General features: G+C 52.5%; 17 protein-coding genes. 9 read left to right on the top strand and 8 right to left on the bottom strand.

What is annotated here, in order from left to right:
* The first annotated feature begins 164 nt into the window (after positions 1-164).
* The 7 genes from PJE062_RS09955 to PJE062_RS09985 all read left to right on the top strand — a co-directional run bounded on the left by PJE062_RS09955 (position 165) and on the right by PJE062_RS09985 (position 8672).
* Positions 165-2132, top strand: a complete 1968-nt coding sequence (locus PJE062_RS09955) for a peptide methionine sulfoxide reductase (protein ID WP_008548562.1) — start codon at positions 165-167, stop codon at positions 2130-2132.
* Positions 2133-2298: 166 nt separating this feature from the next.
* On the top strand, positions 2299-3246 hold the full coding sequence (locus tag PJE062_RS09960; RefSeq protein WP_008548759.1) for an N-acetylmuramic acid 6-phosphate etherase: 948 nt from the start codon (positions 2299-2301) through the stop codon (positions 3244-3246).
* A 129-nt stretch (positions 3247-3375) separates the two neighbouring features.
* Positions 3376-4632 (top strand): ABC transporter substrate-binding protein, encoded by a 1257-nt coding sequence (locus tag PJE062_RS09965; RefSeq protein ID WP_008548645.1) that lies wholly within the window; start codon positions 3376-3378, stop codon positions 4630-4632.
* A gap of 70 nt (positions 4633-4702) precedes the next feature.
* A complete protein-coding gene (locus tag PJE062_RS09970) occupies positions 4703-5659 on the top strand; it encodes a carbohydrate ABC transporter permease (protein WP_157039112.1) in 957 nt (318 codons plus the stop codon).
* Positions 5660-5666: 7 nt separating this feature from the next.
* Positions 5667-6512 carry a carbohydrate ABC transporter permease gene (locus tag PJE062_RS09975; RefSeq protein WP_008548375.1) on the top strand — a complete coding sequence of 282 codons (846 nt, stop codon included), beginning with the start codon at positions 5667-5669 and terminating at the stop codon, positions 6510-6512.
* On the top strand, positions 6509-7573 hold the full coding sequence (locus PJE062_RS09980; RefSeq protein ID WP_008548257.1) for a Gfo/Idh/MocA family protein: 1065 nt from the start codon (positions 6509-6511) through the stop codon (positions 7571-7573). Before PJE062_RS09975 ends, PJE062_RS09980 begins: the two co-directional genes overlap by 4 nt.
* A gap of 1 nt (position 7574) precedes the next feature.
* Positions 7575-8672: an ABC transporter ATP-binding protein gene (locus PJE062_RS09985; protein WP_008548240.1), complete on the top strand. Its 1098-nt coding sequence runs from the start codon at positions 7575-7577 to the stop codon at positions 8670-8672.
* Positions 8673-8701: 29 nt separating this feature from the next.
* Here PJE062_RS09985 and PJE062_RS09990 read toward each other — a convergent pair whose 3' ends face one another.
* Complete coding sequence (locus PJE062_RS09990; RefSeq protein WP_037036456.1) at positions 8702-9628, bottom strand: LysR substrate-binding domain-containing protein; 927 nt, start codon at positions 9626-9628, stop codon at positions 8702-8704.
* Between the two features lie 577 nt (positions 9629-10205).
* Between PJE062_RS09990 and PJE062_RS09995 the strand changes: the two genes are divergently transcribed.
* On the top strand, positions 10206-11468 hold the full coding sequence (locus PJE062_RS09995) for a NupC/NupG family nucleoside CNT transporter (protein ID WP_008548566.1): 1263 nt from the start codon (positions 10206-10208) through the stop codon (positions 11466-11468).
* A gap of 133 nt (positions 11469-11601) precedes the next feature.
* On the opposite strand, the gene PJE062_RS10000 is transcribed toward PJE062_RS09995, so the two are convergent.
* Positions 11602-12051, bottom strand: a complete 450-nt coding sequence (locus tag PJE062_RS10000) for a GFA family protein (RefSeq protein WP_008548370.1) — start codon at positions 12049-12051, stop codon at positions 11602-11604.
* Positions 12052-12135: 84 nt separating this feature from the next.
* On the opposite strand from PJE062_RS10000, the gene PJE062_RS10005 reads away from it, so the two are divergent.
* Positions 12136-12492 carry a helix-turn-helix domain-containing protein gene (locus PJE062_RS10005; protein WP_008548764.1) on the top strand — a complete coding sequence of 119 codons (357 nt, stop codon included), beginning with the start codon at positions 12136-12138 and terminating at the stop codon, positions 12490-12492.
* A gap of 54 nt (positions 12493-12546) precedes the next feature.
* On the opposite strand, the gene PJE062_RS10010 is transcribed toward PJE062_RS10005, so the two are convergent.
* From PJE062_RS10010 to hutH, 6 genes are all read right to left on the bottom strand, one after another.
* The gene (locus PJE062_RS10010; RefSeq protein ID WP_008548658.1) at positions 12547-14106 is read right to left on the bottom strand and encodes a TRAP transporter large permease subunit; all 1560 of its coding nucleotides are present in this window, start codon (positions 14104-14106) and stop codon (positions 12547-12549) included.
* The gene (locus tag PJE062_RS10015) at positions 14103-14621 is read right to left on the bottom strand and encodes a TRAP transporter small permease subunit (protein ID WP_008548188.1); all 519 of its coding nucleotides are present in this window, start codon (positions 14619-14621) and stop codon (positions 14103-14105) included. Before PJE062_RS10015 ends, PJE062_RS10010 begins: the two co-directional genes overlap by 4 nt.
* 190 nt (positions 14622-14811) lie before the next feature.
* Positions 14812-15912 carry a TRAP transporter substrate-binding protein gene (locus tag PJE062_RS10020; protein ID WP_008548308.1) on the bottom strand — a complete coding sequence of 367 codons (1101 nt, stop codon included), beginning with the start codon at positions 15910-15912 and terminating at the stop codon, positions 14812-14814.
* A 160-nt stretch (positions 15913-16072) separates the two neighbouring features.
* Positions 16073-17758 carry a urocanate hydratase gene (gene hutU, locus PJE062_RS10025; RefSeq protein WP_008548325.1) on the bottom strand — a complete coding sequence of 562 codons (1686 nt, stop codon included), beginning with the start codon at positions 17756-17758 and terminating at the stop codon, positions 16073-16075.
* Positions 17759-17769: 11 nt separating this feature from the next.
* Positions 17770-18597: an N-formylglutamate deformylase gene (hutG, locus tag PJE062_RS10030; RefSeq protein WP_083793231.1), complete on the bottom strand. Its 828-nt coding sequence runs from the start codon at positions 18595-18597 to the stop codon at positions 17770-17772.
* Positions 18598-20166 carry a histidine ammonia-lyase gene (gene hutH / locus PJE062_RS10035; protein WP_008548671.1) on the bottom strand — a complete coding sequence of 523 codons (1569 nt, stop codon included), beginning with the start codon at positions 20164-20166 and terminating at the stop codon, positions 18598-18600.
* Between the last annotated feature and the right edge of the window lie 7 nt (positions 20167-20173).

The following is a 20173-nucleotide window of genomic DNA, read 5'->3' on the forward strand; positions in this document are numbered from 1 at the left end:
GGGCCTGTCAAGGCAGGTTCGGTTCAGGTGAGGTTCAGAAATCTTCTGTAATTTGGCTTGGGTGAGAGGGGGAGTTGTTGGCCCTTATTGGATTTTGAGGTTTGCGCACCTATCTCTCACCTAAGAATTTCACTTCTGGATATCGCAACTAATAATATCAACGAATGCCTGAAACCTCTTCTCTCCCGTCTGTTCTTGCCGGCCCTATTCTGCGGCGATTAGAAACCACCCGTTTAACCTTCTGGCTCGCTGTTCGCGCACCGGCAGATGTAAAGCTGGAGCTACTGCCCCAAGGCGGTGATCCGCAAACCTATGAGCTTTCCAAAAAGCAGGCAGAGGTGAACCTGATTTCAGCAGGCACGCACCTTCATTACCTGTTGATTGACCTTCCGCTTCATCAGCCACTGCCACAGGATGTCTGGGTCAACTATCGCCTATCTTTGCGTATGGCAGATGATGAGGCGGCAGGCTGGCAAGATCACGCGGCTTGGGCACCTGATCTCTGTTATGAAGGTCAATCGCTTCCCGGCTTCCTTCTCAGCTCCAAAGTGTCTTCGCTTCTGCATGGCTCCTGCCGTAAACCTCACCACGAATCAGGTGACGGCTTGGTCGCTGCAGATCAGTTCCTGGCTAAGCATATTGCCACGAATGGTGGGACCAAGGTTGATCAGGAGAAATGGCCTGCTGCACTGGTGATGAGCGGTGACCAGATTTACTCAGATGATGTAGCTGGTCCAATGCTGCGAGCAATCCATTCGCTCATCGAAAAGCTTGGCATTACAGAAGAGCAGTTGAGCGGCTTGGAAAGCAAGATCCCTGATGCTGCGTCAGATCTGTATAGCCATGGTGATACCTACTATCGGCGTGAGAAGTTTCTGCCCAATCTGGAAAAGAACCGGAAGCTCTGGGTTGTCTTGTTTGGCGGCGTCGAAAAGCCGATTTTTACAGCTGACCATGCTCACAACCACCTGATTACACTAGCTGAATTTCTGGCAATGTATTTGCTCGTCTGGTCTCCTGCTGCATGGGATTTGGTTGAGACAGATAAACCTGAGGGTCTAACACCTGAAGAAACAGAGCTTTATGAGACTGAGCAGGAAATCCTGAAGGACTTTGTCTTAGGCCTCAGTCAGGTCCGAAGGCTCTTTGCGCATTTGCCTGTCGCGATGATCTTTGATGATCACGATGTCACGGACGACTGGAACCTCAATCGTGATTGGGAAGAGACCGCCTACGGTCACCCGTTCTCCCGCCGCATCATCGGTAATGCACTGTGCGCCTACATGCTCAATCAGGGCTGGGGCAACAAACCGGAAGCCTTCGCAGGTGGACTGCTGGATGAGATGACTGAGGTCTTCAAGATCCCTGGCACAAGCGCCTACGATGAGTTTCTGGATCATCTCTTTGGCTTTGAGAATTGGGACTACCACTGGGAGCTGGACCCGCCACTGTTGGTTCTGGACACCCGCACACGCAGATGGAGATCAGAACGGGCAGGATATTTGCCTTCAGGCTTGTTGGACTGGGAAGCTGTCACTGACCTTCAGCGATCCCTTCGCGGCAAGGATGCCGTTCTGCTTGTATCTGCTGCACCAATCTTCGGCGTCAAATTGATCGAGACCCTTCAGAAGCTCCTCACCTTCATGGGCAAGCCGCTCATGGTGGATGCTGAATACTGGATGGCGCATCCGGGAACGGCAGATGGCATTTTGAATGTGTTCCGTCACCGCAAAACGCCAGACCGTTTCACGATCCTCTCCGGAGATGTGCATTACTCGTTTGTGTATGACGTAGAACTGCGCGGCCATTCCAGAGGGCCGGACATCTGGCAAATCTGCAGCAGCGGCATCAAGAACGAGTTCCCCGCAAAGCTGCTGGACAAACTCGATCATCTGAACCGCTGGCTCTATGCGCCCCGCTCACCGCTAAACTGGCTCACGAGACGGCGTGGAATGAAAGTGATCCCGCGCAAGCCAGTCGGCACGCAACACGGTCGTCGCCTACTGAATGCAAGTGGCATTGGATTAGTTGAGTTTGACGAACATGGCGGGCCCGATCAAATCAGCCAACTGCTGCCAGATGGTCGTCAGGTTGTGTTCGTACGCCGGGAAGAAGAAGCTCGCTGGGATTAACTCCAAAAAATCTAGAGCCAAAATAATACCTGTGATCTGCAACTGTCTCAGGTAAATGCTGGGAATTTATTAGAATTACCCAAATTAAGGGCTCTCTCTAATATATCATTGCCATATCGCGAGTTGTTGGTATGCTATTGGTATCAGGGAGAGTCTCGTGTCCAGCATGTCCAGAAAAGTCGGGTTTCCAGAACATTCCAATCCACGAGAATGGCGAGAAACCGAGCAAAGATCTTCACGTTACGCAGGCTTGGAAACATGGGGGACCGATGAGGTTCTCAAAGCATTGCTGGGCGGCCAGATGCAGGCCCTCAATGCAGTCTGGGCCGCGCTGGGCGAACTGGAGACTGCTGTAGATGCGGCAGCTCGGCGACTGCAGGCAGGTGAGGGACGACTTGTCTATGTTGGTGCAGGAACCTCAGGTCGCCTTGGCGTTCTGGATGGTATTGAACTCATTCCCACATTCGGCTGGCCAGAAGAGCGTCTGATCTACGGTTTGGCAGGCGGCGAAGCAGGTCTTTTGCGCCCTCAAGAAGGAGCCGAAGACAGCGTAGAAGCAGGCCGAAACTTTATCATAGAACACAAGGTTGGCGTTCAGGATGTTGTATTGGGGCTGGCTGCCAGTGGCACCACGCCATTCACCCGTGCTGCAATCCAGACAGCTCGTGCCTCAGGCGCACTGACCATATCATTAGCCAACAATCTGCAGAGCCCATTGCTGGCAGATGCGGAGCACGAAATTCTTTTAAGAACCGGCGCGGAAGTGCTGGCTGGCTCTACGCGACTATCGGCTGGGACCAGCCAAAAGGCAGCTCTCAACCTGTTTTCGACTGCGTTGATGGTGAGGCTGAACAAGGTATATCGTGGCTACATGGTCGATATGCAGCTGACCAACGATAAGCTGGACCAGCGCGCGAAAGACATGGTGGTCTCACTCACGGGCTGCTCACAGGAAAAAGCAGCAGCATCCCTGCATGAAAGCGGTAATCAGATTAAGCTGGCTGTGTTGTTGGTGCTTGGTGCAACCAAACAACAAGCCACCAATGTACTGGCAGAAACTCAGGGAGATTTGGGAGAATCTCTTCAGGTTCTTGGGTTGCATCAACCCGAATAGCTTTTGCACCAGGTGAGCTATTTCAATCACCTGATGCCTAAAAGAATATTCGCCCGCTGGGGGGCAGGCGAATTGCGATACCGGCAGTTTTTCAAGGCGGTATTCGATCATTTGTTATGGGAGGAATTTATGAAACACTATTTGTCATCGGGCATTGCTGCGTCTTTGCTGCTGAGCTCCGCATCTTTCGCATTTGCGGCTTCAGAACTGACAATTGAAAGCTGGCGCAATGATGATTTGAGCATCTGGCAGGAAACCATTCTGCCTGCCTTTATGAAGGCGCATCCCGATATCAAAATCAAGTTCACACCAACCGCTCCGGTACAGTACAACGCAGCGCTCAACGCAAAGCTGGAAGGTGGCACCGCTGGTGACCTGATCACCTGTCGTCCGTTCGATGGATCGCTGGACCTTTACAGCAAAGGCTACCTGAAGAACCTTCAGGGCATGGCAACCCTCGACAACTTCCCGGATTCAGCCAAAGGTGCCTGGAGTACGGATGATGGCAGCGCGACCTTCTGCGTGCCAATGGCTGCTGTGATCCACGGCTTCATCTACAATAAGGATGCCTTTGCTGAGATTGGTGTCGAGCCACCAAAAACTCAAGCTGAGTTCATGGCGGTGCTCGAGAAGATCAAGGAAGACGGCAACTACATTCCAATGGCCATGGGCACACTGGATCAGTGGGAATCTGCTGCCATGGGCTATCAGAACATCGGTCCAATGTACTGGAAGGGTGAAGAGGGCCGTAAAGCCATCGTCGCCGGTACAGGCAAACTGACAAATGAAGGCTGGGTAAAGCCGTTTGAGGTTCTGGCCAGCTGGGGACCGTACCTTGGTGACGGTTATGAGGCTCAATCCTATCCGGACAGCCAGACACTCTTCACGCTGGGCCGTGCTGCAATCTATCCATCAGGTTCATGGGAAATCGCAGGCTTCAACCGTGATGCAGACTTTAAACTGGGCGCATTCCGTCCACCTCTGCCAGCGGAAGGCGACAGCTGCTACATCTCAGACCACACCGATATCGGCATCGGCCTGAATGCAGCATCTCCAAATGCAGAAGCTGCGATGAAGTTCTTGGAGTGGATGGGTACCAAAGAGTTTGCGGAACTCTATTCCAACGCTGTTCCGGGCTTCTTCTCCTTGTCCAAGCATGAGATCTCCCTGTCTGATCCACTCGCTGATGAGTTCATCTCATGGCGTAAGGACTGCCAGTCCACCAACCGCTCAGCTGCACAGATCGTTTCTCGCGGTACGCCAAACCTCTGGAACGAAATGTGGGTGGTTTCTGCAAACGTTATCAACGGTAAGCAGTCACCGCAAGATGCAGCAAACCAGCTGCAGAAGGGGCTGAGCTCCTGGTATGAGCCTCAGATGGACTAAGGCATCTCTCCTACCTGAACACAAAACAGCAGATGTGCAGCTCGCCTGCGCATCTGCCTCGCAATGAGAGATGATAGAAGTGGAACAAGACCTTATGGTCAGTGAACGGAAAAAGAAGCCGTTTCGCTGGCACGTACTCGTCTTTCTGACACCGGCAGTCATCGTCTATACGATGATCATGATCCTGCCGCTGGCTGAAACCCTGCGCTTTTCGTTCTTCCAAAGAGACACAACCACACAGGTGATCTCATTTGTTGGGCTGGAGAACTACATCAAGTTGTTCTTTGATCCGTACTGGGTCGAACCATTCCTGAACTCGCTTTGGAACAACTGCTATTTCTTCCTGATCCATATGCTGGTGCAGAACCCGATCGGCATTCTGATTGCCGCTTTGCTCTCCATGGTCCACCTGCCGGGCAAAAAACTCTACCGCACCGCCATCTTCATGCCGACGCTGCTGTCCTTTGTGGTGGTCGGTTTTGTCTGGAAGCTGATGTTGTCTCCGCTCTGGGGCGTGTCGAAAGGCCTGATGAAGTCAGTCGGGCTTGGCAGCTGGTATCTGCCGTTTCTCGGTAAGGAAGAAACCGCGCTAACCACACTCTCTCTCATTTCCGTCTGGCAGTTCATCGGCATTCCAATGATGCTGATCTATGCCGCACTGCTTTCTATTCCAGATGAGGTGATTGAAGCTGCCGAATGTGATGGCGTGACCGGCATTTCTCAGTTCTTCAAGATCAAACTGGTCCTCATTCTGCCAACCATCGGCATCATCTCGATCCTCACATTCGTCGGCAACTTCAATGCGTTCGATCTGATCTACACTACGCAAGGTCCACTGGCGGGGCCAAACTTCTCGACCGATCTGCTGGGTACGATTCTTTACCGAACGTTCTACGGGCAACAGCTCCAGCCGGGTGATCCCAACATGGGGGCTGCCATCGCAACGGTGATGTTCTTCATCATCCTGACGGGCGTTGCCATCTATCTCTTCTTCATTCAGCGTAAGCTGACACGCTACGAGATGTGAGGCGCAAATGGCTATTTCTCGTGCAAGACGAAACCGAATGGCAGAACTGGGCGCGCACGTAATCCTGCTTGCATTTGCAGTGATCGCGCTGTTCCCGGTACTCCTCATTCTGATCAACTCGCTCAAAACAAAAAAGGCGATCTTCCGCCAACCGCTGGAGTTCCCAACTTCTGAAACTCTGGATCTGGTCGGTTACTCAACAGTGCTGCAGCAGGGCAATTTCCCGCTGTATTTCTGGAACTCATTGTTCGTGACCGGTGCCAGCCTGTTCTTCATCCTGCTGTTTGGGGCCATGGCTGCTTTTGCGCTCAGTGAGTACAAGTTCCGCGGCAATCGCTTGCTAGGGCTCTATATGGCTCTGGGCATTATGATCCCAATCCGGCTGGGTACAGTCGGTATTCTCCGCCTCATGGTCACGACGGATCTGGTGAACACCCATTGGGCGCTCATTCTGGTCTACTCCGCCCAAGGCCTGCCGCTGGCGATCTTCATCCTCTCAGAGTTCATGTCCACGGTCTCGTCAGATCTCAAATCTGCCGGTCGTATTGATGGTCTTTCGGAATATTCCATCTTCTTCCGACTCGTTTTGCCGCTTGTGAGACCCGCAATGGCGACGGTAGCAGTGTTCTCGATGATCCCGGTCTGGAATGATCTCTGGTTCCCACTCATTCTGGCGCCTGCTGAGCATACCAAAACACTCACACTCGGTGCACAGGTGTTTGTGGGGCAGTTCACCAACAACTGGAATGCAATTCTGGCGGCTATGGCATTGGCGATCATCCCGGTGCTTGTTCTTTACACGATCTTCTCACGCCAGCTCATTCGGGGCCTAACCTCAGGAGCAGTCAAATGAGTGACAAACCTATTCGCGTCCTCGTGGCAGGTCTTGGAAACATGGGCAAATCTCACGCTCTGGCGTATGAAGCCAATCCGGGGTTTGAGATCGTTGGCTTAATAAACCGCTCTCCTATCGAGTTACCAGAAGAGCTGGCTCACTACACAATCCAGCATGACTTCGCACAGGCGCTAGTCGAAGCCAAACCAGACCTCGTCTCCATCTGCACCTACTCTGACAGCCACGCAGAGTTTGCCGTCATGGCAATGGAAGCAGGTGCAGACATCTTTGTCGAAAAGCCATTGGCAACCACGCTAGAAGATGCCCAAAGCGTTGTTGAGACAGCCCGCAAGCTGGGGCGTAAGCTTGTCGTCGGTTACATCCTGCGTCATCACCCATCCTGGACAACACTCATTGAGCAATCGCGGAAGCTGGGCGGACCTTATGTGTTCCGCATGAACCTGAACCAGCAGTCCAGCGGAGCCACCTGGCAAACGCATAAGCAGCTAATGCAAACCACATCACCGATCGTAGACTGCGGCGTTCACTACATCGACGTCATGTGCCAGATCACTGATGCAAAGCCAGTTGAAGTGCGAGGCATGGGTGTGAGGTTAAGTGATGAACTGCCCGACGACATGTACAACTACGGCCACCTGCAGGTGTTGTTTGAGGATGGTTCCGTCGGCTGGTACGAAGCAGGATGGGGCCCAATGATGTCAGAAACGGCCTTCTTTGTGAAAGATGTCGTGTCAAAGAACGGAAGCGTCTCCATCGTCATGGAAGGCGAAGCGCGCTCTGACGATATCGATATGCATACCAAAACCTCCACCATTCGTGTCCATTACGGCGACACAGATGCCAAGGGCGAGTTTACGCGACAGGATGATGTGCTCAGCATGGAAGGCGAACCGGGGCATCAGGCGCTATGCGACCGGGAGCAAGCCTTTGTACTCAAAGCTATCCGCGAAGATCTGGATCTGGAAGACCACATGAATGCAGCAGTGAACTCGCTGGCTGTTGTTCTGGCTGCAGATCAGGCAGTGCGAACTGGTAAAGCGCAGAAACTGGACTTGTAATATGGCTAATCTAAAAATCTCATCTCTCTACAAGTCCTTTGGTGCCGAAAACGTGCTGGATGGAATTGATCTGAACATCAAGTCCGGCGAGTTCCTTGTCTTGCTCGGTCCATCTGGCTGCGGAAAATCTACACTTCTGCGCATCATAGCGGGGTTAGAAGATGAAAGCGCAGGCGACATCGCAATTGACGATAAGTCCATCGCGCACCTGCCACCCTCAAAGCGTGAAATTGCGATGGTCTTCCAAACCTACGCTCTCTACCCGCATCTTAGCGTGCGTGGGAATATGCAGCTGGTGCTCAAACAGGCCGGATATTCGAAGGCAGAAGTCAAAGAACGGGTAGCTGAAAGCGCAAGGGCATTAGAGCTGGATGCATTGATGGACAGAAAGCCATCCCAGTTGTCAGGCGGTCAGCGCCAACGTGTTGCGATCGGTCGTGCAATTGTCCGAGACCCTAAGGTTTTTCTCTTTGATGAGCCTCTTTCCAATCTGGATGCTGCTTTACGCGGTCAGGTTCGTTTGGAAATTGCCCGTCTTCACCAACGCTTATCGGCCACAATGGTCTACGTAACCCACGATCAGGTGGAGGCCATGACATTGGCAGATCGGATTGTGGTGATGAATGATGGTGAAATCCAGCAGGTCGGGACTCCGCGAGATCTGTATGAGCGACCAGCCAATCTGTTCGTCGCCAGCTTTATAGGTTCACCCACCATGAACTTCCTGCAACTGGAGAGGCTGACGGAAAACAGCGCTCAACTGAAGGACGGCACACAGCTTCCTATTTCCAACAAGGCCTCGGTCATTCCATCGAATGTCACGCTCGGCATCCGCCCATCTCACTGCGCTTTGCATGATGAAGTTGGGGAAGGCTATTTGAAAGCTGAAGTCCTGCTTGAGGAGTACTTGGGTGACACCACCTATGTGCATGTTGAGCTGGAAACCGGTGAGCAAATGGTGGTTCGGGAGAACCCGGAAATACAGCGTCAGACAGGTGATGAGGTCTATGTGGAGTTGGGCATATCAGGCGTTCACCTGTTTAACGCAGATACGGGCAAACGAATGGAAGTGAACATCGTTGAGCAGGAAACAGCTTAACTACTGAACTGAGGGGTAGTTTTGATCCCTCAGTTTTCGTCAATCTGCGGTTTGTAGTCGAACTCGATGAACTGCAGAAACTTGCGCAGAATTTCAGTCTCATAGTTCTTTTTATAGATTGCACAAAGGTCTGCAGGAATGTCTTCCTTCAGTCGAATGAAACGGACGTTCTTGGATTTCTGGCTGCGGAAGCAATCACTGACCAACGCAACCGCCTGTCCCGAAGCGACCAGTGCCAATAGCGTGCTTGGCTCCTGAACCTCAAAAGCAGCCTTAGGATAGAACCCTTGATCTTTGCACCGGGCGATCAAAAATGGCGTTGAATTGGACATACTGCGATCTAAGACCGCCATTTCCTCATCTTTTAGCTCTTCCAGTGCGACCACTCTCCGGTCCTTCAATGGGTGGGTGTTGGGAACAGCCAGAATAAGATTTTCTCGCACCAATACTTTGGAGTTCAAAGCCGGTTCATTGAGCGTATCGCCATAGCGACAAATGCCCAGATCGATAGTGCCTCCGTCGAGTGCTTCCTTCTGCTGATTAGGAGCCAGCTCTGTAAAATTTAGAGAACAATCTGGGTGCTTGCCCTTGAAATCTGAAAGTAAGTTCGCAAATCCATCGAGGAAGGCACTGCTCACCATGCCAATGCTCAGGGTCGAGTTTTCGGCACGACCCTGCCGCTGCGTGTTGGTTATGGCGTAATCCAGTGTATTGAAAATCTGTTCACACTCACGCTTCAGCACGCGCCCTGCTGCTGTGAGAGAAACATTTCGGGAGTCTCGATGAAAGAGTGATAGTCCAAGGGCAACTTCCAACTCTTTGATTTGTATGGACATCGGTGACTTAGAAATATGCAGCTCTTCCGCTGCGCGGCCAAAGTGCCCGCTTACTGCAACTTGATGAAAGTAACGCAGCATACGCAAAGTAATGCGCCCGGATGTAATGAGATCGTGCATGAACTTGTTTTGTTGTTTTTATTTTTGTCTAGGTTGTAGCTCTTAAAGTTCTACTATTTTTATTCTATATGTTCTGCAAGAACTATAATCTACGAAATAATCCTTATCTGGCGTGGTTTTCTACGTAATATTTTATAGTTTGTTTCGAAGTTCGAAACGATTGATATATTTAAAAAACTTAATAATTGCCTCTCAGGCAACTAGTTTGCCCTCACCGAAGGGAATTAGTTAAAAGGTGAGGCAAATTATGCAATTGGGTCAGTCCACATTCGCACCTACGCAAGGTGAGTGTGCTGCGCCTGTCGTATGCCTCGCTTCCATGGAGACCGACGGCTCTTACGCACGAACTCCCACCGTACGTACTCTGTCAGCAGCGGTAATTCCCTTTGAGGTATTGGAAGGTTCTACAACCGCAGGCGTTTTACATTGTTTTTCAATAGGAAAGCGTTTGTTGGATGCGGGTGGCCATCTCAACTGTCCACGTGAAGGTGGGTACGGTTAGTCGCCTTTCGGCACCTCAAAATTCTCCCCAACCATAATCAACAACTTACCTCAGAGCCTCTGGGAGGAGCTCATAATGTTCGCAACAGGTTTTCTTGGCATCGCTACACTGATCGTTATTGCTGTATTGGTTTCAACCAATCGCAAGGCGATCAACCTCCGCACCGTAGGTGGTGCGCTGGCTCTCCAGATCGGTATCGGCGCTTTCGTTCTTTACGTTCCAGCTGGCCGTGCCATTCTTCATGCAATGTCAACGGGCATTGCCGGTGTGATCGACAGTGGTCGTTCCGGTGTTAACTTCCTCTTCGGCAACCTCACCAACGGTTCACTTTCCGACACCGTTGGCTTCGTGTTTGCCTTCAACGTGCTTTGCCTCGTTATCTTCTTCTCTGCACTGATTGCTGTTCTGTACCACCTCGGTGTTATGCAGATTGTTATTCGCGTCATCGGTGGTGGCATGGCGAAACTGCTGGGTACATCCCAGGCAGAATCCATGTCTGCAGTTTCCAACGTGTTCGTGGGCCAGACTGAAGCTCCACTCGTTGTGAAGCCTTACATGCCAAAGATGTCCGACAGTGAGTTCTTCGCCATCATGTGTGGTGGTATGGCTTCTGTTGCAGGTACTGTTCTCGGCGGTTATGCGCTGATGGGCGTTAAGATCGAGTTCCTCCTCGCAGCATCCTTCATGGCTGCTCCAGGTGGTCTTCTCTTCGCAAAACTGATCCTGCCAGAAACTGAAGAAACCAACTACACCGTTGAAAAAGACATGAGCTTTGGCGACGAAAAGCCAGAGAACGTGCTTGCAGCTGCTGGTCAGGGTGCAATGAACGGTCTCCAGCTTGCTGGCGCGATCGGTGCAAACCTGGTTGCAATGATCGGTCTGATCACTCTGGTGAACCTGATCCTCGGTGGTGTTGGTGATTTCGCTGGCTTCGCTCTGTCTCTGGAAATGATCCTCGGCTGGATCTTCGCTCCAATCGCTTACCTTCTGGGTGTTCCAATGGCTGACATTGGTGTTGCAGGTTCCCTGATCGGTAAAAAGCTGGTTGTGAACGAGTTCGTCGCTTACCTCGACCTGAAGAACTACCTCGTAGACGCCACCGCAGTGGAAATGGGTCTGCCGGTCATTCAGGAAAAGACCAAAGCAATCGTTTCCTTTGCACTCTGCGGCTTCGCGAACATCTCTTCCATGGGTATTCTCATCGGTGGTCTGGGTGTTCTGGCTCCAAACCGCATGAACTTCATTGCGAAGTATGGTCCTCGCACACTGCTGGCTGCAACCTGCTCAAACCTCATGAGCGCAGCAATCGCGGGTATCTTTATCTCATTGGCAATGTAAGAGAGTTTTCTTCCTTAATCTCTGAATTGCCTGTGACGGGGGGAGCTTTGCTCTCCCCGTTTCTATTTGTATCAGAAAAACAGACTGCGCTACGTTGGGGGTGTACGCGTCTCTGTTTCACAGGAAAGAAGCGTTACTCGTGAACGCCTTCTTCGATAACTTCTCGGGAGCCTTGCGGAGGCATTTCCGGGAAAGCTGGAAGCTTTGGATCAATCTCATCCCAGGATGGTGCTCGACTGGCATACACATTCACCTGAGGCTCAATAACCTCCGGCTGATCAACAGCAGATGCACGCACGAAGATCAGATCTGTCATAGATGAGTTCAGAGAGTACATCGCACTGCCGCAGGTTGGGCAAAAGCCCCGTGTGACCACATTCCCGCTATCGGCAGGTTTGTCGAAAAAGGTGAGCTCTCCAGTCACTTCCACCGCTTCTTTAGGCAGGGCCGCATGGGTGCAATGCCCTGTTCCCGATGACTTACGACAGTCTTCACAGTGGCAATGCGCGGCCATCTGCGGCTTCATTCTTGATTTCAGCTGTACATTCCCGCAAAGGCAAGACCCTGTAAATGCGCTTTCCATGATACTATCCTTAGTCTGAGTTGAGAGATGTTTTAGTGACTTGTAAATTGCAAGTTACTATTCACAATAGGAGAGAATGGCGGTATGTCAACCGAAAACCGTTCCGGCTGCCCCATCGCGAATACGCTAGATATCGTTGGAGACCGCTGGAGCCTTTTGATCCTGCGGGATATGTTCAACGGAAAAAAGATCTTCTCAGAGTTCCTGAGCTCACCGGAAAAGATCACCACAAGCGTTCTGACCGTTCGCCTGAATCAGCTGGAAGCGGCTGGCATGGTCACCAAAGAGCTCTACCAATCGAATCCCAAACGCTATCAATATCTGCTGTCAGATCGCGGCCAGGACATCTTGCCCGTGCTTCAGGAAATGTGTCAGTGGGCCAACAAGCACATGCCTGAAACGTGGATCCCACCAGAAAGCTTCATGCAGAAGCGCGTATAGAAAAAAGGCTGGACGTGACATCCAGCCTTTCTCAAACTCAAGTGGTTTTTCTCGTCAGAACAGAACCGAAGGCAACCAGGTCGCAATCTGAGGGAAGAACCAGACCAGCCCCATCCCGACAATCTGCAGCAGGATATAAGGCAGCACGCCCTTGTAGATCATACCTGTTGTGATCTCAGACGGGGCCGCCCCGCGCAGATAAAACAGCGAGAACCCGAATGGTGGTGTCAGGAAACTGGTCTGCAAGTTGATAGCGATCATCACAGAAAGCCAGATCGGATCAAAACCCATCATCAGCAGGGTAGGGCCGACAATCGGCAACAGGATCACAGAGATCTCCACGAAATCCATGAAGAAGCCCAGTGCAAAGATCAACGCCATCACAAACAGCAGCGCGCCCATCTCGCCGCCCGGCATTGCAGAAATCAGCTCCTCAATGCGAGCATCACCACCAAGACCACGGAAGATCAGAGAGAACACACTCGCCCCAATGATGGTCGCGAAGATCATTGCGGAGATGGACAGCGTGTTGGTCATCACTGGTGCGAGCAGTTGAGACCGCCACATACGCATCACGCTCTGAAGCAAGCCGCTGATACCAATCAGCAGCAGCACAACCGCAACACCAGCAAGGCCATAATCAGCGGCAGTTAACTCGCTGCGTTGCAAGCGAATGGTTGTCATTCCAGCAAGCACAATAACCGCCAACAGGGCCACAACACTCGCTCCAAGCAGTACGTTAGATTTCCCTTCACTCAACCGGAACCCCGCCAACAGCAAAGCCCCCACAGCACCAACAGCCGCTGCTTCTGTTGGTGTCGCAACACCGCCTAAAATGGACCCCAGAACGGCAATAATCAGCGCCACTGGTGGAATGAGCACGGATGCAATCCTGCGCACTGAAGTCTTCCCAAGCACTTGCTGGTCCATAGCTGGTGCACAGCTTGGTTGAAGATAAGCGCGGACAAGCAGGTAAACGATATAAACACCCACCAGCATCAGACCCGGAACCAGCGCCGCAGCAAAGGTTTGCCCCACACTGATCGTCTCAACAGTGAACTTGCCTTCAGCAAACTGAGCCTGCTGATAGGCGTTGGACATCACCTCAGACAAAATAATCAGCAGCGTAGAAGGCGGAATGATCTGTCCCAGCGTGCCAGCGGTACAAACAGTACCCGCTGCCAGTTTTGGGTCATATCCATTGCGCAGCATGGTGGGCAGAGCAATCAGCGCCATTGTGACCACTGTAGCCCCCACAATACCAGTGGAAGCTGCAAGTAACCCGCCAACGAGCACAACAGAGATCCCTAGGCCACCGCGCAGCGAGCCGAACAGCTTGCCCATCTCTTCCAGCAGATCTTCCGCAATGCGGCTGCGTTCAAGGACTAGCCCCATGAACACGAAGAGCGGGATTGCAATCAGCACGTTGTTGGTCATGGTGCCAAAGATGCGCTGCGAAAGAGCACCCAGCAGACCCGTATCAAACGCACCTGTCATCGCCCCGAGAACGGCGAAAAGCACAGCAACACCGGCAATTGTGAAGGCAACCGGATAGCCCAGCAATATTGCAAAGCACAGGCCTGCGAACATGAAGATGTCGAGAAACTCAGTCACAGCTTTGGCTCCTCAACATCAATGCCGCATAAAAACAGCCCATCCCGCAAAATGCTGGAGATGCCCTGAATGATCAGGAGACCACAAAACGCAGGAATAAGGCTCTTAAGCAGAAAGCTTGCGGGAATGCCTCCTACTGAAATCGGCCCCTCAAGGATCTTCCAGCTGTTGTATACAAAGGGCCAGCTGATCCAGAGCAACAGGCCAACAGTGGGCAACAAAAAGAACAGAGCACCGATCAGATTGATGATAGCCTTGGCCTTGGGAGAAGCCTGCCCGTAAAAAATATCGACGCGTACATGCTTGTCAGCCAAAAGCGTATAGCCAGCGCCAAGCATGAAAACGGAAGCATGCATATAAAGCACGCCTTCGCCGAGGAAGATGTAGCTGACGCCAAACAGATAGCGCAGCAAAACGATCCCAAACTGCAACAGCAGCATGAGCAACGCAAACCAGCGGATGGTATGGCCAACCAAACGGTTGATTGCGTCGAGTTTAGAAACAAAAGAGGTCATCGGTAAAATCCGATCAGGCCAGAGTATTTTCTTGGCTTTCCAGAGCGCATCTCAAAGCTATGGGAACCGGTTATCGGCGGATGAGACGTGGCTGAACTGAAGAAAGCAGGAGAACAGCCGGGGCCAGAAGCCCCGACTTTGTGTCGTGCAGAAAATGTCAGCAAACTGGTGTTTGCCGGGTGACAGCTGCTTAACCGTAGTTGATGTCCAGAAGGCGCATATTCATCTGGCCGTTATCTGCCAGAGGTTTGTATTCCTTCATGGAGTCTCGGTAGTTGAGGAAGCTCTCTGTGATGCGCTTCACCAGCTCGTCGTCATTCTCACGCAGTTCGCCGATGACTTCACCAGCCGCGTTGCCCATTGCCATCAGAACGTCTTCTGGCAGGTTCTTCACCATCACACCTTTTTCAGCAACCAGCTTCTTCAAAGCCTTCGCGTGGTTGGTGGTGTATTCTGTCCAAACATCGTTGTAGAGCGAAGAACATGCGAATGCGACAACCTGCTTCAGGTCATCTGGCAGCGCATTGTAAGCCTCGGAGTTGACGGCGCATTCTTCTGCGGAGCTTGGCTCGCCTACGCCCGGGAAGTAGTAGTTCTTGGCAACCTGATAGAAGCCCAGAGCAGAGTCTGTCCAAGGACCGATAAACTCACCTGCATCCAGTGTGCCAGTCTGCAGGGCCTGGAACATGTCACGGCCACCCATAGCCTGAACTGCCATACCCATCTTGGTGCACATCTCAGATGCAAGACCAGTTGTACGGAAACGCAGACCTTTCAGGTCTTCCGCAGAGTTGATCTCTGTGCGGAACCAGCCAGCAGCCTGAGGACCAGAGTTGCCACATAGGAACGGCTTCAGGTTAAAGCGCGCATACATTTCGTCATACAGCGCCTGACCACCACCATGTGCCATCCAGCCGTACTGCTCATCTGCGGTCAAACCGAAAGGTTGAGAGCCAAACAGCAGGAAGCCTTTGGACTTGGAGCCCCAATACGCAGGCACTGAGTGGTAAAGTTCTGCAGTCCCCTCCGATACTGCATCAAACACACCACGGCCCGGAACCAGTTCACCAGCGGCATAGAGCTTCACCTCAATGCGACCACCAGAAAGCATGGTTATACGGTCTGCAAGCATCTGTGCTGCAACGCCAGGACCCGGAAGGTTCTTAGGCCACGAGGTGACCATCTTCCACTTGATCTTGTCGGAAGCTACAGCCGGAGCTGCCAGAGCAGAAGCAGCGGCGACGCCAGTTGCTGCAACACCTGCACCCTTAAGAAAATCACGTCTCTTCATAATTTTTCCCCTCAAAAATTAGAATAACAAGGGGCCGCAGAGCACGGTCCCTCATCGGTTTTTGTGTAAAGTCTGGAATGCCAAAAATACGCGGCTGAACCAGTTTGCCCGGAAACGGAAACTAAAACTTACCTAGGGCGAGTTTGTCTTACTGAATCAGTTACTTACCTAGAGAAGGTAAGTTCAAACCATTCTCCTTGGCGCAATCAATTGCCAATTGGTAGCCTGCGTCCGCATGGCGCATAACACCTGTCGCAGGGTCATTCCAAAGAACGCGGCCAATGCGCTCGTCTGCGCCCGAAGTTCCGTCACAGCAAATCACCATGCCGGAATGTTGGGAAAAGCCCATTCCAACACCGCCGCCATGGTGCAGTGACACCCAGGTTGCGCCGGATGCTGTGTTCAGCAGAGCGTTGAGCAGAGGCCAGTCAGAAACGGCATCAGAGCCATCCATCATAGACTCAGTTTCACGGTTTGGAGAAGCAACGGAGCCAGAATCCAGATGGTCACGACCAATCACGACCGGTGCCTTCAGCTCACCGTTACGAACCATTTCGTTGAATGCAAGGCCGAGACGGTGACGCTGCCCCAGACCAACCCAGCAAATACGTGCAGGCAGGCCTTGGAAGGAAATACGTTCGCGCGCCATATCCAGCCAGTTGTGTAGGTGCGGATCATCTGGGATGAGTTCTTTCACCTTCTGGTCTGTTTTGTAAATGTCCTCAGGATCACCGGAAAGCGCTGCCCAACGGAATGGACCAACACCTTTACAGAACAGCGGACGAATGTAGGCAGGCACGAAACCTGGGAAGTCGAAGGCATTCTCTAGGCCTTCCTCAAACGCCATCTGGCGGATGTTGTTGCCATAATCTACGGTTGGAATACCGCGCTCATGGAAGTCCAGCATTGCTTTAACATGCACCTTCATGGAAGCCCGTGCAGCTTTCTCAACGGCTTTAGGATCGCTCTCGCGCTTTTCCTTCCACTCGGCCATGGTCCAGCCCTGTGGCAGATAGCCATTGATTGGGTCATGAGCGGAGGTTTGATCAGTCACGATATCCGGACGAACACCACGCTCAACAAGCTCAGCGAAGATGTCTGCGGCATTGCCGAGCAGGCCGACAGATTTAGCTTCACCAGCTGCGGTCCAGCGCTCAATCATCTCCAACGCTTCATCAAGCGTCTTGGCTTTTTCATCGACGTATTTGGTGCGCAGGCGGAAGTCGATGCTGTCTTCGTTACACTCAACAGCCAGACAGCAAGCACCAGCCATCACAGCAGCAAGTGGCTGAGCACCACCCATACCGCCAAGACCACCAGTCAGGATCCACTTACCTTTCAGGTCTCCGCCATAGTGTTGGCGACCAGCCTCCACGAAGGTCTCATAAGTACCCTGAACAATGCCTTGCGAACCAATATAGATCCATGAGCCAGCGGTCATCTGGCCGTACATCGCCAGACCTTTTTTATCCAGCTCGTTAAAGTGATCCCAGTTCGCCCAATGTGGGACGAGGTTGGAGTTAGCGATCAGCACACGCGGTGCATTCTCATGCGTACGGAACACACCAACTGGCTTGCCGGATTGAACCAACAGAGTTTCATCGGCTTCCAGTTTTTTCAGCGTGTCGACAATGGTGTCAAAGTCTTTCCATGTCCGTGCAGCGCGGCCAATGCCGCCATAAACCACCAGTTCATGCGGGTTTTCAGCCACATCAGGATGCAGGTTGTTCATGAGCATGCGCATTGGCGCTTCCGTCAGCCAGCTCTTTGCGTTCAGCTCTGGTCCGGTTGGTGGAAAGATATCGCGGGTGTTCTTGCGAGGATCTTGAGTGAGCGTATCGGTCATTGTCGGCTCCGTTAGCGACTTGTACTGGCGCTTGAAAATGCCCCTGCAAGGGCCTGCGCTTCTAGCTGAGAAAGAAGAGATTTGAGAGTGGCACGTGTTTTGTCTGCGCGCTCTGGGGCGTAAGCCCATGGGCTCTGCTCAAACATGTAAGCCCGCTGTGCTGTTTCCATCTGAATTGCATGGATGCCAGTCTCAGGCTTGCCATAGTAGCGAGTGGTCCAGCCACCTTTAAAGCGAGCATTCACCACCGTTTCTACGCTGGCATCTGCACGGCAGGCATCAACAGTGATCTGCTCAATCATCGGAGCGCAGGTCTGCCCAACATTGGTGCCAATGTTGAACACAGGCAACTCACCTTCAAACAGAAACGGGATGTTGGAGCGGATGGAATGGCAGTCATAAAGAACGGCCACACCAAACTTCTGCCGTACACGCTCCAGCTCGTCCGCAATTGCCTCATGATAAGGTGCGTGGAACTTTGCGCGACGCTCTTCAACTTCATCTTCTGATGGTTCTTGTCCATCGCGATAGATCGGACGGCCATCAAAGTCTGTCAGCGGGCAGAGCGTGGTGGTGTTCTGACCCGGATAGAGCGAAACACCCGCAGGATCACGATTGGCATCAATCACATAGCGGTGCACAGGCGTCTGGATCACACTGGCATTCTCAAGCAAGCCATCGTACAGGCGGTTGATGTGCCAATCCGTATCAGCCAGTGCTTGCCCGACAGAATTGAACCTGTCCCAGATCGACAGCGGCACATCAGTACCACCATGCGGCTGAGCCAGCACAATCGGGCTGTCACCTTTTTTGACCAGTGGTGAGAAGGAGTAAGTCAATCAGGCCTCCTCTAACTTAAAGAACTGAGCTTTGCTAGCTGCATCAAAAATCCGGCCAGAAGCAACAAGCTCTGCAGCCTTCTCGAGATCCGGCGCCATGTAGCGATCGTCTTCCAACTCTTCGATCTCTTCGCGAACCGCGGCCACAACATCCTGTAGGATCGGGCTGGTTTTGAGCGGAATACGGAACTCGATGCCCTGTGCAGCCATCAGCAACTCAATGCCGATGATCTTGGAAAGGTTGGAGTTCATGTCGATCAAACGCCGTGCAGCATGGGTTGCCATGGAAACATGGTCTTCCTGATTGGCACTGGTCGGCGTGGAATCAACGGAACATGGCGCAGCCCGCTGCTTATTCTCACTGTAAAGCGCTGCAGACGTCACATCCGCAATCATAAAGCCGGAGTTGAGACCCGGATTTGGCGTCAGGAATGGAGGCAGACCATAGTTCAGTGCAGGATCAACCAGCGTCGCAATCCGGCGCTGTGCAATTGCCCCAATCTCAGCAATAGCAAGCGCGGTCTGGTCTGCCGCAAATGCAACAGGCTCAGCATGGAAATTACCGCCGGAAACGACAGAGCCGTCTTTGAACACCAGTGGGTTATCTGTCACCGCGTTCGCTTCAATCTCCAGCGTATATCCCACTTGAGCAAGCAGCCCTAACACCGCGCCCATCACCTGTGGTTGACAGCGTAGGCAGTATGGATCCTGCACACGCTCATCATCCTCACGATGGCTTTCGCGAATTGCCGAACCAGACATCAGCTCGCGAATGGTAGCTGCAGCAGAAATCTGTCCTTTGTGGCCACGCAACTCATGGATTTCAGGACGGAATGGAGCACCAGAACCCATCAACGCATCAACGGACATCGCACCGGTAATCAACGCAGTCTTTGCGAGACGATGGGCTTGGAATAGACCCGCCAAAGCCAGTGCAGTCGACACCTGCGTCCCATTGATCAGCGCAAGGCCTTCCTTCGCTGCCAGCTGAATTGTTGGAATGCCAGCCAGTTGCATCGCTTCCTTGCCGGAAACGCGCACGCCACCGAAGAATGCTTCGCCTTCGCCCAGCATCACAGCAGCCACGTGAGAGAGAGGCGCCAGATCACCAGAAGCGCCAACACTGCCCTGACCCGGAACCACAGGCACGACGTTATGCTCCAGCATCCGCTCAAGGCACTCAATCAGCTCCCACCGAACACCAGAAGCGCCACGACCCAATGAGGCAAGTTTGAGCACAATCACCAAACGCACGATGTTTTGCGGCAGAACCTCACCAACACCGCAACAGTGCGAAAGAATGAGGTTTCTCTGCAGGGTAGCAGTATCTTCAGCCGGAATTTTTACTGAGGCAAGCTTACCGAAGCCCGTGTTTACCCCATACACCGGCGTATCACCCTGTGCCGCGCTCTGCACAATTGCAGCGGCGCGCTCAACACCGTCTTTGCAGGAGCGGTCCAGCTCGACATTCGTCTCTTCGCGGTAGATCTGGCGAAGCTGAGCGAGGGTAAGTTCTCCCGGCTTTATAACCAGCTTAGGTCTGGAAGAAGTGGAAGGGGAAGTCGTCATGAATGCC

Origin of the sequence: Pseudovibrio sp. JE062 (genome assembly GCF_000156235.1) — a bacterium.
In the GTDB taxonomy this organism is placed as follows: Bacteria; Pseudomonadota; Alphaproteobacteria; order Rhizobiales; family Stappiaceae; genus Pseudovibrio.

Excerpts from the sequence above, each read along its gene's own strand:
- PJE062_RS09955 (WP_008548562.1), top strand. The coding sequence starts at position 165 with ATGCCTGAAACCTCTTCTCTCCCGTCTGTTCTTGCCGGCCCTATTCTG.
- PJE062_RS09960 (WP_008548759.1), top strand. The coding sequence starts at position 2,299 with ATGTCCAGAAAAGTCGGGTTTCCAGAACATTCCAATCCACGAGAATGG.
- PJE062_RS09965 (WP_008548645.1), top strand. The coding sequence starts at position 3,376 with ATGAAACACTATTTGTCATCGGGCATTGCTGCGTCTTTGCTGCTGAGC.
- PJE062_RS09970 (WP_157039112.1), top strand. The coding sequence starts at position 4,703 with ATGATAGAAGTGGAACAAGACCTTATGGTCAGTGAACGGAAAAAGAAG.
- PJE062_RS09975 (WP_008548375.1), top strand. The coding sequence starts at position 5,667 with ATGGCTATTTCTCGTGCAAGACGAAACCGAATGGCAGAACTGGGCGCG.
- PJE062_RS09980 (WP_008548257.1), top strand. The coding sequence starts at position 6,509 with ATGAGTGACAAACCTATTCGCGTCCTCGTGGCAGGTCTTGGAAACATG.
- PJE062_RS09985 (WP_008548240.1), top strand. The coding sequence starts at position 7,575 with ATGGCTAATCTAAAAATCTCATCTCTCTACAAGTCCTTTGGTGCCGAA.
- PJE062_RS09990 (WP_037036456.1), bottom strand. The coding sequence starts at position 9,628 with ATGCACGATCTCATTACATCCGGGCGCATTACTTTGCGTATGCTGCGT.
- PJE062_RS09995 (WP_008548566.1), top strand. The coding sequence starts at position 10,206 with ATGTTCGCAACAGGTTTTCTTGGCATCGCTACACTGATCGTTATTGCT.
- PJE062_RS10000 (WP_008548370.1), bottom strand. The coding sequence starts at position 12,051 with ATGGAAAGCGCATTTACAGGGTCTTGCCTTTGCGGGAATGTACAGCTG.
- PJE062_RS10005 (WP_008548764.1), top strand. The coding sequence starts at position 12,136 with ATGTCAACCGAAAACCGTTCCGGCTGCCCCATCGCGAATACGCTAGAT.
- PJE062_RS10015 (WP_008548188.1), bottom strand. The coding sequence starts at position 14,621 with ATGACCTCTTTTGTTTCTAAACTCGACGCAATCAACCGTTTGGTTGGC.
- PJE062_RS10020 (WP_008548308.1), bottom strand. The coding sequence starts at position 15,912 with ATGAAGAGACGTGATTTTCTTAAGGGTGCAGGTGTTGCAGCAACTGGC.
- hutU (WP_008548325.1), bottom strand. The coding sequence starts at position 17,758 with ATGACCGATACGCTCACTCAAGATCCTCGCAAGAACACCCGCGATATC.
- hutH (WP_008548671.1), bottom strand. The coding sequence starts at position 20,166 with ATGACGACTTCCCCTTCCACTTCTTCCAGACCTAAGCTGGTTATAAAG.